The sequence below is a fragment of the Bradyrhizobium sp. Leo170 genome, from assembly GCF_004296405.1.
In the GTDB taxonomy this organism is placed as follows: domain Bacteria; phylum Pseudomonadota; class Alphaproteobacteria; order Rhizobiales; family Xanthobacteraceae; genus Bradyrhizobium.
The window spans coordinates 60710-72891 of sequence record NZ_PSRR01000006.1 but is presented as its reverse complement, the minus strand read 5'-3'; the positions used below and the strand labels follow the sequence as shown (position 1 = coordinate 72891).

General features: G+C 62.1%; 11 protein-coding genes. 3 read left to right on the top strand and 8 right to left on the bottom strand.

The annotated features are described in order from the left end of the window. The 4 genes from CWO89_RS02550 to CWO89_RS02535 form a co-directional block, all read right to left on the bottom strand. On the bottom strand, positions 1-1114 hold a 1114-nt coding region (locus tag CWO89_RS02550; protein WP_130577099.1), incomplete at its 3' end, for a tripartite tricarboxylate transporter permease. 22 nt (positions 1115-1136) lie between these two features. Continuing rightward, a complete protein-coding gene (locus CWO89_RS02545) occupies positions 1137-1679 on the bottom strand; it encodes a tripartite tricarboxylate transporter TctB family protein (protein WP_130577098.1) in 543 nt (180 codons plus the stop codon). 68 nt (positions 1680-1747) lie between these two features. Then, positions 1748-2848 carry an S-methyl-5-thioribose-1-phosphate isomerase gene (gene mtnA / locus CWO89_RS02540; protein WP_130577097.1) on the bottom strand — a complete coding sequence of 367 codons (1101 nt, stop codon included), beginning with the start codon at positions 2846-2848 and terminating at the stop codon, positions 1748-1750. Next, positions 2845-3720, bottom strand: a complete 876-nt coding sequence (locus CWO89_RS02535) for an S-methyl-5'-thioadenosine phosphorylase (RefSeq protein ID WP_130577096.1) — start codon at positions 3718-3720, stop codon at positions 2845-2847. Before CWO89_RS02535 ends, mtnA begins: the two co-directional genes overlap by 4 nt. Before the next feature lie 99 nt (positions 3721-3819). Here CWO89_RS02535 and CWO89_RS02530 point away from each other — a divergent pair, with 99 nt between their 5' ends. Beyond that, a complete protein-coding gene (locus CWO89_RS02530) occupies positions 3820-4461 on the top strand; it encodes a class II aldolase/adducin family protein (RefSeq protein WP_130577095.1) in 642 nt (213 codons plus the stop codon). 30 nt (positions 4462-4491) lie between these two features. Here CWO89_RS02530 and CWO89_RS02525 read toward each other — a convergent pair whose 3' ends face one another. The 3 genes from CWO89_RS02525 to CWO89_RS02515 form a co-directional block, all read right to left on the bottom strand. Beyond that, a complete protein-coding gene (locus CWO89_RS02525; RefSeq protein ID WP_130577105.1) occupies positions 4492-5433 on the bottom strand; it encodes a Bug family tripartite tricarboxylate transporter substrate binding protein in 942 nt (313 codons plus the stop codon). A gap of 278 nt (positions 5434-5711) precedes the next feature. Then, positions 5712-6509, bottom strand: coding sequence for an enoyl-CoA hydratase/isomerase family protein (locus tag CWO89_RS02520; RefSeq protein ID WP_130577094.1), 798 nt, complete (start codon positions 6507-6509; stop codon positions 5712-5714). Positions 6510-6538: 29 nt separating this feature from the next. Next, a complete protein-coding gene (locus tag CWO89_RS02515; RefSeq protein WP_130577093.1) occupies positions 6539-7738 on the bottom strand; it encodes a pyridoxal-phosphate-dependent aminotransferase family protein in 1200 nt (399 codons plus the stop codon). 178 nt (positions 7739-7916) lie between these two features. Between CWO89_RS02515 and CWO89_RS02510 the strand changes: the two genes are divergently transcribed. Continuing rightward, positions 7917-10916, top strand: a complete 3000-nt coding sequence (locus tag CWO89_RS02510; protein WP_130577092.1) for an FAD-binding and (Fe-S)-binding domain-containing protein — start codon at positions 7917-7919, stop codon at positions 10914-10916. Next, positions 10909-11337 (top strand): GlcG/HbpS family heme-binding protein, encoded by a 429-nt coding sequence (locus CWO89_RS02505; protein WP_130577091.1) that lies wholly within the window; start codon positions 10909-10911, stop codon positions 11335-11337. Before CWO89_RS02510 ends, CWO89_RS02505 begins: the two co-directional genes overlap by 8 nt. Positions 11338-11383: 46 nt before the next feature. On the opposite strand, the gene CWO89_RS02500 is transcribed toward CWO89_RS02505, so the two are convergent. After that, positions 11384-12166, bottom strand: a complete 783-nt coding sequence (locus CWO89_RS02500) for an enoyl-CoA hydratase/isomerase family protein (RefSeq protein WP_130577090.1) — start codon at positions 12164-12166, stop codon at positions 11384-11386. Between the last annotated feature and the right edge of the window lie 16 nt (positions 12167-12182).

Below are 12182 nucleotides of genomic sequence, written 5' to 3'. Positions count from 1 at the left end.
CTAGGCCAACGACGTTGCCGAGATACATCGAGGCGATCAGGCCCCAGACGAAATCCTTGTGTTCGACGAACAAGAGCGGACCCGGATTGAGACCCCACACCATCAAGCCACCGAGCAGGATGGCGGCGGTTCCCGATCCGGGAATTCCAAGCGCAAGCATCGGAAGCAGCGCCGAGGTGCCGGACGCATGCGCCGCCGTCTCCGGCGCGAATACGCCCTCGATACGGCCCTTGCCAAAACTGTCCTGGTTCTTGGCAAAGCGTTTGGCGAGGTTGTAACCCATGAACGAGGCGGCGATCGCGCCACCCGGCGTGATTCCAAGCCAGCAACCGATGAAGGACGAACGCACCAGCGTCACCCAGTATTTCGGCAGGTCTCTCCAGACCGACAGCACCACGCGCAGGCTGATGCCGGCGGCGTGGCCGCGCAGCGCCAGACGCTCTTCCATTGTCAGCAGGATTTCGCTGATGCCGAACAAACCGATGACCGCGACCAGGAAGTTGATGCCGCGGAGCAGCTCGGTAGAGCCAAAGGTCATGCGGAGCTGGCCGGATACGGTGTCCATACCGACGCCGGCCAGCAGGAGGCCAAGCGACATCGAGATGACGGTCTTGTGCTTGGCCTCGCGGCCAAGGCCGACGAACGAGCAAAACGTGAGGAGATAGACTGCAAAGAATTCCGGCGGCCCGAACTTCAGCGCGAATGACGAGATCATCGGCGCCAGGAATGTGATCAGGAGTACCGCGACCAGCGAGCCTATGAAGGACGAGGTAAAGGCCGCTGTCAGTGCTTCCGCCGCCCTGCCCTGCTGCGCCATCGGATAGCCGTCAAACGTGGTCGCCACAGACCAGGCTTCGCCGGGAATGTTGAAGAGGATCGAGGTAATGGCGCCGCCGAACAGTGCGCCCCAGTAGATGCACGATAGCATCACGATGGCCGAGGTCGGGTCCATCGTGAACGTCAGCGGCAGCAGGATCGCGACGCCATTCGGCCCACCAAGCCCAGGCAGTACGCCGACGAAAATTCCGAGCACAAGCCCGACCATCATCAGTAACAGCGTTTTCCAGGTGAGGAGAACGGCGAAGCCGTGAAGGAGCAGGCCAAAAGCTTCCATGACCGAAAGTCCCGCCGATCGATTAGTAGCCGAGAGCCGCCTCGAGCGGCCCCTTCGGCATGATGACGTCGAAGGCGATGTCAAACGTCACGAACATCGCGGCGGTGAAGATGAAAGCGGTGAGCAGAGACTTCCACGCCGCGATCTTGCCGACAAAGCGCATGAAGCCGGAGATCAAAAGGAAGCTCGCAACATAGAGCCCAAGGAATTGCGTGGCGAGGCAGAACAAGACCGTCGGCACGAACACCGCCATGACCCGGCGAAGCTGTGCTTGCGTCACGAAGGTCTCGGAATCCTCCCTGCGCGAGAACATCGCCACAAACAGACCGTAGAGGCTGGCGCCGCCAAGAATGATCGAGAGGTAGAACGGGAAGTAGCCCGGCTCAGGGCCCGTCGCATCCCAGGCCGCGCCGGTGCGCAAATTATCCCATCCGAGCGTGACGGCAAGCGCGAGCAACACGAGCGACACGACAGCGTCCACGGCGCGATTGCTGGTCACCGCAGGCGAATTAGCTTCGGGCGCAGTCGGATCGTCGACGACGATTTCAATATCGGTATTAGACATGAGGCGGACGGCTCAGGCAGGCGCTCCAGCGTGGATACGTGCTGACGCAACCGGCGTCAATGCAGCGCTCAGCGCGTACCAGTCCGCTCCGGGAACGCGCTCGCAAGTGCAGCATGATCGGGCCGGAGCACGCCGCGTTCGGTAATCAAGCCAGTGACGAGGCGCGCCGGCGTGACGTCAAAGCCGTAATTGGCGATCGGCGAGCCCTCTGGGACCACACGCACGATCTCAATTCGCCCGTCCGCCGTGCGCCCGCTCATATGCGTCACTTCGCTTGCTGCACGCTGTTCGATCGGAATCTCTCGGCCATCCTTGATACTAAAGTCGATGGTCGGCGACGGCAGTGCAACATAGAATGGCACGCCGTTATCGCGCGCGGCGAGCGCCTTCAGGTAGGTACCGATCTTGTTGCAGACATCGCCATTGGCTGCGACCCGGTCGGTTCCAACAATCGCCAGATCGACCATGCCGTGCTGCATCAGATGGCCCCCGGTGTTATCGGGAATTACGGTATGCGGGACGCCATGGTGACCCAGTTCCCAGGCCGTGAGCGAGGCCCCCTGATTGCGCGGACGCGTTTCGTCGACCCAGACATGGACATTGAGCCCCATGTCATGAGCCCGGTAGATCGGCGCCGTCGCCGTCCCCCAGTCGACGGTAGCCAGCCAGCCCGCGTTGCAGTGCGTCAAAATGTTGACGGTGTCGCCGGCTTTCTTGGTGGCAGCAATCGCCTCGATCACTTCGAGGCCGTGGCTACCGATCGCCTGGTTGATCCCGACGTCCTCATTGGCGATCTCGCCGGCACGCTTGTAAGCCGCCTCGCCGCGGACGGAAGGCGCAAGCGGACGAAGCGCAGCCGCCATCTGGTCGAGCGCCCATTTCAGATTGATCGCGGTTGGCCGCGTCGCGATCAGCAGCTTGTACGCGCGATCCAGGGCCGCGTCAGACGGATCAGCGTGCATGGCCAGCGCCATGCCGTAAGCGGCGGTGGCGCCGATAAGGGGCGCACCACGGACCAGCATGGTTCGGATCGCGTCCGCAGCCTCCTCGGCGCTAACTAAACGCGCGATGATAAATTCATGTGGCAGCCGTCGCTGATCGATGGCGCCGACGGACCAGCGGTCAGGCTCAAGCCAGATGGTGCGAAAATGTCGGCCGTCGACCTTCATGAGCGCAGTACCCGTGCCGCCACCGCATCAAGCTTCTTGAGCAGTTCCGGATCGCGCGCCTCGGGGGCCGTGATCAGCGCGGTCTCAAGCGCGCGATCTGAGCCGATTGGACACGGCTCATGCTCGCGCGGAAAATCCTTTGCCAGCCGCGCCACTAGCGCCTTGGCCTTCTCGGCATTCGAACTAAGCACGCGAATGATGTCCTGCACGGTCACCGCATCGTGATCCGGATGCCAGCAATCGAAGTCGGTCACCATCGCGACGCTCGCGTAGCAAATCTCCGCTTCGCGAGCGAGCTTCGCCTCAGGCATGTTGGTCATGCCGATCACCGAGTAGCCGAGTTCCTTGTACGTCAGACTTTCGGCAAGGCTCGAGAACTGCGGACCTTCCATGCACAGATAAGTGCCGCCGCGCGCGAACGGAATGCCTTCGGCCTCTGCGGCGGCTGCCAAATGAATGCGCAGGCGCGGCGACACCGGATGCGCCATCGAGACATGGGCGACGCAGCCTTTGCCGAAGAACGAGCTTTCGCGCTTATAGGTGCGGTCCACGAATTGATCGATGATCACGAAAGTGCCAGGTGGCAGTTCCTCCTTGAACGAGCCGCAAGCCGACAGCGATACGAGGTCGGTGACCCCTGCCCGCTTCAGGACATCGATATTGGCTCGGTAGTTGATGTCGGAGGGAGACAGGCGGTGCCCCTTGTCGTGCCGCGGCAGGAACACGATCGGCAGGCCGGCAATGGTGCCAAAGCGAAGTGGCGCGGAGGGCTCGCCCCAGGGGCTCCTGATCGCCTCCTCGCGGACGTTTTCAAGACCCGGCAAGTCGTAGATGCCGGATCCGCCGATAATGCCTAGCACAGCGCTGGTCATGGCCTCTCCCGATCAGACTTTCGAGGCAATGTTCGACTATACTGCGACGCAATAATCAAGCATTCTCCGAGGCCATAAACGGCGTTTGATAGGTTAACCATGAACGACAAGGAAAAACGCCAATCCATCATAGATGCCTGCCTGCGCATGAATGCGCTCGGCATCAACCAGGGCACCTCGGGCAACATCAGCCTGCGGCACGAGGGTGGCCTGCTGATCACCCCGACCAGCGTACCCTATGAGACGATGCGGCCCGAGCAGATCGTCTATATGGGCCTCGACGGTTCATTTGATCCAGAGCAGCGGCCATCGAGCGAATGGCGCTTCCACTTGGATATCCTGCGCGCTCGCCCGGACGTGAACGCCGTGGTTCATACCCATCCCATCTATTGCACGGTCCTCGCCATCATGGGCCTGGAGATCCCGCCGATCCACTACATGGTCGCTTGCGCCGGCGGCGACACGATCCGCTGCGCGCCATACGCGACATTCGGCACGCAGGAACTTTCGGCGCATGCCGTCAAGGCGCTTGATGGAAGGCTGGCCTGCCTGCTCGAACATCACGGCATGATCGCCGTCGGGCCATCGCTTGCGAGAGCCATGTGGCTTGCGGTCGAGGTCGAAACGCTGGCGCGGCAGTATCACGGCTGCCTGCAGATCGGGAAACCGCGCCTGCTGCCTACCGAAGAGATCGAAAATGTCCGTATCCGCATGGCCGGCTACGGCCATGCGGAGAAATGAGACCGGAAATCCGACTGCTGCCGAGACGCGCTACTTCGCGACGAAGCCCGCTTCGTTCATCAGCGAGGCATTGAGCTTGTCGTCTTCCTCAAGGAACTGCACCATGTCCTTGCCGGTGAGGAAGATCGGCTTCAGCGCCTGCTTTTCCATATAGTCCTTATATTCTGGCGTTTGCGTCACTTTCTGGAACAGGTCGACATAGAATGCCTGCTGCTCGGCCGTGACCTTGCCGGGCAGGAACATCGCCCGCAGCATCAGGTATTGGACGTCGAGCCCCTCTTCCTTGCAGGTCGGGATATCGTTCCAGGATTGCGTTTCGGTGACCTTGGTCTTGTAGGAGATGCGCTCCTTATCGAACACGCAGAGCGCGCGCACCTGGCCGGCGCGCCAGACTTCCAGATTCTCAGAGGGATTGTTGACGTTGGATTCGGTGTGATTCCCGACCAATTGCGTCGCCGCCTCTCCGCCGGACTTGTACGGCAGATAAGAGAACTTGGCGCCGGTCTTCTGCTCCATGAAGACGGTGAGTACATGATCCTCACGCTTGGAGCCGGTGCCGCCCATCTTGAACGGTGAAGATGCAGCCTTCGCCGCCGCAATGAACTCCTTCACTGTCTTTGGACCCGACGCGTTGTCCCACAACACGAACTGATCCATCGCGACTACCGATACCGGAGTGAGGTCACGCCAGTTGAACGGAATTTTGGCCGACAGCGGCAGCATGTAAATCAGGGAATAGGCGATCAGCACCTTGTTTGGATCACCCTCGCTCGATTTCATGTACATCAGCGCTTCGGCACCCGATGCGCCGCCCTTGAGCGAGACCACTATCGGCTGCTTCATCAGATTGTTCTTCTGGATCGCTGCCTGCATCATGCGCGCCATCTGGTCGGAGGCGCCGCCGGCTCCGGCAGCGACGACGATCTCGACCGGTTTGGTCGGCTCCCAGGTAGCAAGTGCCGGCGCGGTCATAAGAACGGCCGCCAAAGCGGTCGCGGCTCCTGCAAAATGTCTCACGTCTCTTCCCTATGTCTTTATTTGGATTTGGCACATCAGGGGCATGCCTGCGGACGCCATTGTGCGGACTGGGAACGCGAAGTTCAAGCCGCGAACCGCCACATTGCTACTGACTTTGGGATGAGATTGTAAGAGCCATCGCGAGGAATCGGTCCTCTCCGCGAGCCCGCCCAGCGCACACCGCGCTCGTGGCAGCGTCCGCCTAGCGTCGACCGTAGAAAAGACGATGATACCTACTTGCCCTTCCAGTTCGGCGAGCGCTTGTTGAGGAAGGCGTCCATGCCCTCGCGAAAATCCTCGCTCATATAGGCGCGCAGGATCAGATCCTCTCCCTCATCGCGCGACAGCGTGCGGCGGATGCGGCGCACCGCCTCCTTGGTCACCTCAAGCGTGATCGGCGCGTGGCTCGCAATGAGCTTTGCGGTCTCGTCAGCGCGGCGCTGCAGGGTCGCGACGTCGGGTACGACTTCATTGAGCAAGCCGAGCGCCAGCGCTTCCGGTGCCTCAACCAGGCGCGCCTTGAAAATCATATCCTTGGTGCGCGCCGGACCGATCAGCGCGACGATGCGTGAGATATTCGACATCGACAGGCAATTGCCGAGCGTGCGCGCAATTGGAAACCCAATCCGCGTCGCTTCGGTACCGATCCGGATGTCGCAGCAGGCCGCGATCCCGGCGCCGCCGCCCGTGCAGGCTCCGGCAATCGCCGCAATGACAGGCACCCTGCACTGCTCAAGAGCGCCGAGCACACGGTCGATCCGCGCTTCATAGTCAAGCGCGTCCTGCGCGGTCTTGAAGGCGCGGAATTGCGAGATGTCGGTACCCGAGGCAAAAGCCTTGTCACCGGCGCCGGTCAGGATCAGCGCCTTGATCGAGCGATCCCCATTGATGGTCTCGCAGATCGAGGCCATCTGCTCGTACATCGCGAAGGTCAACGCGTTACGCGCCTGCGGCCGGTTGAAAGTGATCTTGGCGATCCCGTCCTCGACGGCATAGATCAGATCTTCGCTGGGAGTGACCGGAGCGTTCATGGCGACCTCTTTGTTGTTATTGAACCAGCTCAGGCGACGGCGGCCTTCGGCATCGGCAGGACATCGCGCCCCTTGAGCACTTCCATCGCCGCCAGTACGCCGCCGCTCCGATGTGGCACCTTGGCCAGGTCCAGCCCCATCTCGACGCCCGACAGCGTCCCCATCAGCATCAGGTCGTTGAAGTGCCCGATATGGCCGATCCGGAAAACCTTGCCCTTGATCTTGTTGAGGCCGGTCCCGAGCGACATATCGAAGTTTTCCAGCACCACCTTGCGGAAATTGTCGGCGTCATGGCCCTCCGGCATTACCACGCCGGTCAGGGCCGGCGAATGCGCTTGGGGATCCTGGCACTGGGTCTCCAGCCCCCACGTCTTCATCGCCGCGCGCGTCGCCGCGCTGTGGCGCTTGTGGCGGGCGAAGACATTTTCGAGGCCCTCCTCTTCGAGCATCTTCACGGCCTCTCTCAGGCCCATCAGCAAGTTGGTCGCCGGCGTATAGGGCCAAGTGCCCACCTTGTTGATGGCGATGACCTCCTGCCAGTCCCAATAGGAGCGCATCGCCGGATTGGCCTTGGCCACCGCGAGCGCCTTCTCCGAAACGGCGTTGAAGCCGAGGCCCGGCGGCAGCATCAATCCCTTCTGGGAACCCGCGACCGACACGTCGATGCCCCAGGCGTCATGTTCATATTCAAGCGAGCCGAGGCCGGAGATGGTGTCGACCATCAAGAGCGCCGGATGGTTGATCCGATCCATGATCTTGCGAACCTCGAGCGGGTACGTCACGCACCCAGTGGAGGTCTCGTTGTGGACAATCATGACGGCCTTGATCTTGTGCTGGCGGTCAGCGGACAGCCGCGCGTCGATCTGCTCAAGGTCGGCCCCGTGGCGCCAGTCACCCGGAACGAAGTCGATGTCGAGCTTGAACTTGTCGGCAATGCCGCGCCACAGCACGGCGAACTGGCCGGTCTCGCACATCAACACCTTGTCACCGGGGGCGAGCGTATTGACGATCGCGGCCTCCCAGGCACCCGTCCCCGAGGACGGATAGACGATCACGGGCTGCTTGGTCCGGAATACCCGCTGCATGGCCGCCAGCACCGCATGGCCGAGCTCCGCAAATTCGAGGCCACGATGGTCCAGGGTCGGCATGTCCATGGCCCGCAGAACCCGATCCGGCACGTTGGTCGGTCCCGGAATCTGCAGAAAATGCCGTCCAGTATGCAGGGTCATGAGGCGTCCTTCCCGGTCTAACTTGGCGTCGCGAGCCGCTCGAATATCACCATTTTGCGGGCTTGTCCCTCGCTCAACGGTGCCCATCAATGCATAAGAAGCAGGGCTTTGCCTTGCCAAGCCGGTCCCTGGGAGGCAAGAGAATGGTGCAATGCACGAGAACCGACCGGCGCCGGCAATGAAAGCCGAACAGACCAAAAAAACGGCTGGCAGCAGCGCGCTCGCTACGCGCCTGGCCCGGGAGATTACAGGCGACGTCCTTTTCGACGCCTTCAGCCGCGGACGCTACGCGACCGACGCCTCGTTCTACCAGATCGTGCCCGAGGGCGTGGTGGTTCCCCGAACCATGGACGAGGCGCTACGGGCGCTGACGATCGCGCGCGACGCCGGCCGGATCGCGACTCCCCGTGGAGGCGGCACCTCGCAATGCGGCCAAACCGTTAACCACGGCATTGTGATCGATTTCTCCCGGCACCTGAACAGAATCCTCTCGCTGGATGTCGAGAACCGAACCTGCATGGTCGAGCCGGGCATCGTACTCGACGATCTCAACCGCCAGCTCAGGAAGCATGGGCTGTGGTTTCCGGTCGACGTCTCGACCGCCTCACGCGCCACCATTGGCGGCATGGCCGGCAACAATTCCTGCGGTGGGCGTTCGCTGCGCTACGGCACCATGCGCGACAATACGCTGTCGATGGATGCTGCGCTTGCCGACGGCACGCTCCTGCATTTCGGCGAAGTGCCGCGGGATCTCGCGCGCGTGAATTCACCGGACAGCGGGCTTGCGCTGTTTCGCGACATGCTTGATCTCGGCGAGCGTGAGGCGGCCGAGATCGCGGACAAATTCCCGAAGGTGCAGCGCCGGGTCGGCGGCTACAATCTCGATGCGCTGGTGCCGCGCAATGCGCCGAACAACTTGGCGCATTTGTTAGTGGGATCCGAGGGTACCCTCGCCTTCACTACCAAGGTCGAGCTCAAGCTGTGGCCGACGATCCGCAACAAGGCGCTGGGCGTCTGTCATTTTGGCAGCTTCTACGAGGCGATGGACGCCGCCCAGCATCTGGTCAAGCTGCGGCCGATCGCAGTCGAACTGGTCGACCGCACGATGATCGCGCTCGGCCGCGATATCGCGATGTTCAAACCGGTCATCGCCGCTGCCGTGCGCGGCGATCCCGATGCCATCCTGGTTGTGGAATTCGCCCAGGAGGATCAGGCTGAAAATCTCGCGCGGCTGAAGCAACTGGGCGAGTTGATGGGAGATCTCGGCTTCGGCTGGGACAAGCCGCCGCGCAAATGGGGTGGCGTGGTCGAGATCGTCGAACCCGCCCTGCAGAGCGCTATCGCCGACTTCCGCGCCGCCGGCCTCAACGTCATGATGTCGATGAAGCAGGAAGGCAAGCCGGTCTCCTTCGTCGAGGATTGCGCGGTGCCGTTGCCGCATCTCGCTGAATACACCGACCGGCTCAACGCCGTCTTCGCCAAGCACGGCACCAGCGGCACGATGTACGCTCACGCCTCCGAAGGCTGTCTGCATGTCCGCCCTGTGCTTAACCTCAAGCTCGAAAAGGACGTCAAGGCGATGCGCGCCATCGCCGAAGAGGCGTTTGCCCTGGTGCGCGAATACAAGGGCTCGCATTCCGGCGAGCATGGCGACGGCCTGGTGCGGTCGGAATTTCACGAGACGATGTTCGGCGCGCGCATTGTCGCCGATTTCAGGGAGATCAAGCACCGGTTCGATCCGAACGATGTGCTTAACCCGGGCAAGATCGTCGACCCGCCAAGGATGGACGATCGTTCGTTGTTCCGCTACTCGCCGCAGTACAAGGTCAACGAGCTGAAAACCGTACTCGACTGGTCGGCCTATCCCGGCGCCGGCGGAGGTTTCCAGGGCGCTGTCGAGATGTGTAACAACAACGGCGCTTGCCGGAAGCTCGAGGGCGGCGTGATGTGCCCGTCCTATCGCGCGACACGCAACGAGAAGGACGTTACGCGCGGACGCGCCAACACGTTGCGGCTGGCCATCTCCGGGCAGTTGGGACCTGACGCGCTTTCATCGGACGAGATGATGGAGACGCTGAAGCTCTGCGTCTCCTGCAAGGCCTGTCGTCATGAGTGTCCGACCGGGGTCGACATGGCCAAGATGAAGATCGAGGTATTGGCTGCGCGAGCGGCGAACCACGGACTCTCGCTCCGCGACCGGCTGGTTGGCTATTTGCCCCGCTATGCAGGTCTGGCGTCGCGCTTCGCGCCGCTAGCCAATTGGCGCAACAGCAGCCGCTCGTTACGGGCGCTGTTCGAGAGGTTCGCGGGCATCAGTTCGAAGCGATCGCTGCCGGCATTCCGGCGCGATGTCTTCAAGATGGACGCGGACGTCTTTGGTCCGGAAGAGGGCCATGAAGTGGTTCTGTTCGCCGATACCTTCAACAGCACCTATGAGCGCGAGAACCTCGATGCCGCGCTGCGTGTGCTCGTGGAGGGCGGCTACCGCGTTCATCTCCCGAGGCCCATCGATCGCGCCCGGCCGCTTTGTTGCGGACGCACATTTCTCTCGGCCGGCATGGTGGATCAGGCTCGCATCGAATTGGATCGGCTGGTCGCCACCTACGCGCCTTTCGCAGCGCGCGGAGTGCCGATCGTCGGGCTAGAACCGAGCTGCCTCCTGACGCTGCGCGACGAACTCCTCTCATTGCGTTCCGACGAAATCGCAAGAGGCATCAGTGCCCATGCGCTGCTCTTTGAGGAGTTCTTGGTGCGCGAAGCGGAGGCCGGCCGCTTGCGGTTGCCGCTTGGCGCCATTGCCAACAAAGCCCTGGTTCACGGCCATTGCCATCAGAAATCGTTCGGCGCGTTCAAACCTGTCGAAAAGGTGCTGCGCCTTGTCCCGGACCTGAATGTCGAAAGCATTGAGTCGAGCTGTTGTGGCATGGCCGGCGCGTTCGGCTACGGCGCCGACACCTACCAGGCGTCGATCGATATGGCCGAACTCTCTCTCCTTCCCGCAATACGCCGCGCCGACGATGCAACGCTGATCGTCGCTGACGGCACTTCGTGCCGACACCAGATCAGGGATGGCACCACACGTTCCCCGCTCCATGCCGCGCGCGTGTTGGCCATGAGCCTGGATCGTGCGAAATCCGAAGGTCTGTCCTCTCCCGCAAAGGAACCCCTCCATGACTGAGCTTACGCTTGATGTTGCCCGAAAGATCCTTGACGCCGCGCTTGCCGAGGCGGTCGAGAAAAAGCTCAAGCCGCTTGTCGTCACCATTCTCGATGCGCGCGGCGCGGTCAAACTGACTGCCGCGCAGGATGGGACCAGCCTGATGCGCGCCGAAATCGCGCATGGTAAAGCCTATGGGGCGCTGGCGCTCGGCATGGGGTCACGGGCGTTGTTTCAGCGCGCGCAGGAGCAGGCCTATTTCATCGGCGCCGTGAATGCGCTGGCGCAGGGTCGCCTCGTGCCGGTGCCCGGCGGCGTACTCGTTCTGGATGGCACCACGCTGCTTGGTGCCGTTGGCGTCAGCGGCGACACATCGGATAATGACGAGATCTGCGCGATCGCCGGCATCGAAGCAGCCGGACTCAAGGCGAATCCGGGATAGTCGCAGTAGGCGCGACGAGCGCAGATTTCCTTATCCTGGATCGGCCTTATCGCCCGGGCCAGGATGGTTTGCGCTTCTCGCTGAACGCCTTGAGGCCTTCCTTGGCATCCTCGGTCATCGCCAATAGCGCGATCTGGCTCTCGGTATAGGCGATGCTCTCGTCGAATGACATCGAGGCGATCGCGCGCATGGCATATTTGCCGCGCCGGATCGCGGTCGGCGACTTGTCGACGATGCGATTGATCAACCACTCGACCTTCATATCAAGCTCGGCGGCCGGCACCACATAGTTCAGCAGCCCCGCGGCCTGCGCGGCCTTGGCGTCAAAAGGCTCGCCGGTCAGCGCCCATTCGCTGACAAGGCGTGGCGGCGCCATCGACTGCAAAAGGCTCATCACCTGCATCGGGAAGACGCCGACCTTTACCTCCGGAAGGCCGAAGATCACGTGGTCGGCGGCCACGGCCATATCGGTCATACATAGCAGGCCCATGCCGCCGGCCATGCACACGCCACCCACGCGCGCGATCGCGGGTTTGGTCGAATTTTGCGAGAGCCGTAACAGATCAGCGTAGTCGACATTCGGCTTGGAATAGTCCATCGCGAAGGCGGCGCCGCTGTTCTGCAGGTCGGCACCGGCGCAAAAGGCCTTGTCGCCCGCTCCCGTCAGCACGATGATGCGGACCTCGCTGTCATCGTGAGCGTCGCGATAACCTCTTGCGATGCCCGCGATCACGTCACCATTGAGCGCATTGCGCTTGTCCGGCCGGTTGATCGTGATCCAGAACGCCTGGCCCCGCTTCTCCAGGATCACGCTGCTGCTCTCGGTCATCTGGCCTGCCTTTTCT

Excerpts from the sequence above, each read along its gene's own strand:
- CWO89_RS02525 (WP_130577105.1), bottom strand. The coding sequence starts at position 5,433 with ATGACCGCGCCGGCACTTGCTACCTGGGAGCCGACCAAACCGGTCGAG.
- CWO89_RS02520 (WP_130577094.1), bottom strand. The coding sequence starts at position 6,509 with ATGAACGCTCCGGTCACTCCCAGCGAAGATCTGATCTATGCCGTCGAG.
- CWO89_RS02545 (WP_130577098.1), bottom strand. The coding sequence starts at position 1,679 with ATGTCTAATACCGATATTGAAATCGTCGTCGACGATCCGACTGCGCCC.
- CWO89_RS02530 (WP_130577095.1), top strand. The coding sequence starts at position 3,820 with ATGAACGACAAGGAAAAACGCCAATCCATCATAGATGCCTGCCTGCGC.
- mtnA (WP_130577097.1), bottom strand. The coding sequence starts at position 2,848 with ATGAAGGTCGACGGCCGACATTTTCGCACCATCTGGCTTGAGCCTGAC.
- CWO89_RS02510 (WP_130577092.1), top strand. The coding sequence starts at position 7,917 with ATGAAAGCCGAACAGACCAAAAAAACGGCTGGCAGCAGCGCGCTCGCT.
- CWO89_RS02535 (WP_130577096.1), bottom strand. The coding sequence starts at position 3,720 with ATGACCAGCGCTGTGCTAGGCATTATCGGCGGATCCGGCATCTACGAC.
- CWO89_RS02515 (WP_130577093.1), bottom strand. The coding sequence starts at position 7,738 with ATGACCCTGCATACTGGACGGCATTTTCTGCAGATTCCGGGACCGACC.
- CWO89_RS02500 (WP_130577090.1), bottom strand. The coding sequence starts at position 12,166 with ATGACCGAGAGCAGCAGCGTGATCCTGGAGAAGCGGGGCCAGGCGTTC.
- CWO89_RS02505 (WP_130577091.1), top strand. The coding sequence starts at position 10,909 with ATGACTGAGCTTACGCTTGATGTTGCCCGAAAGATCCTTGACGCCGCG.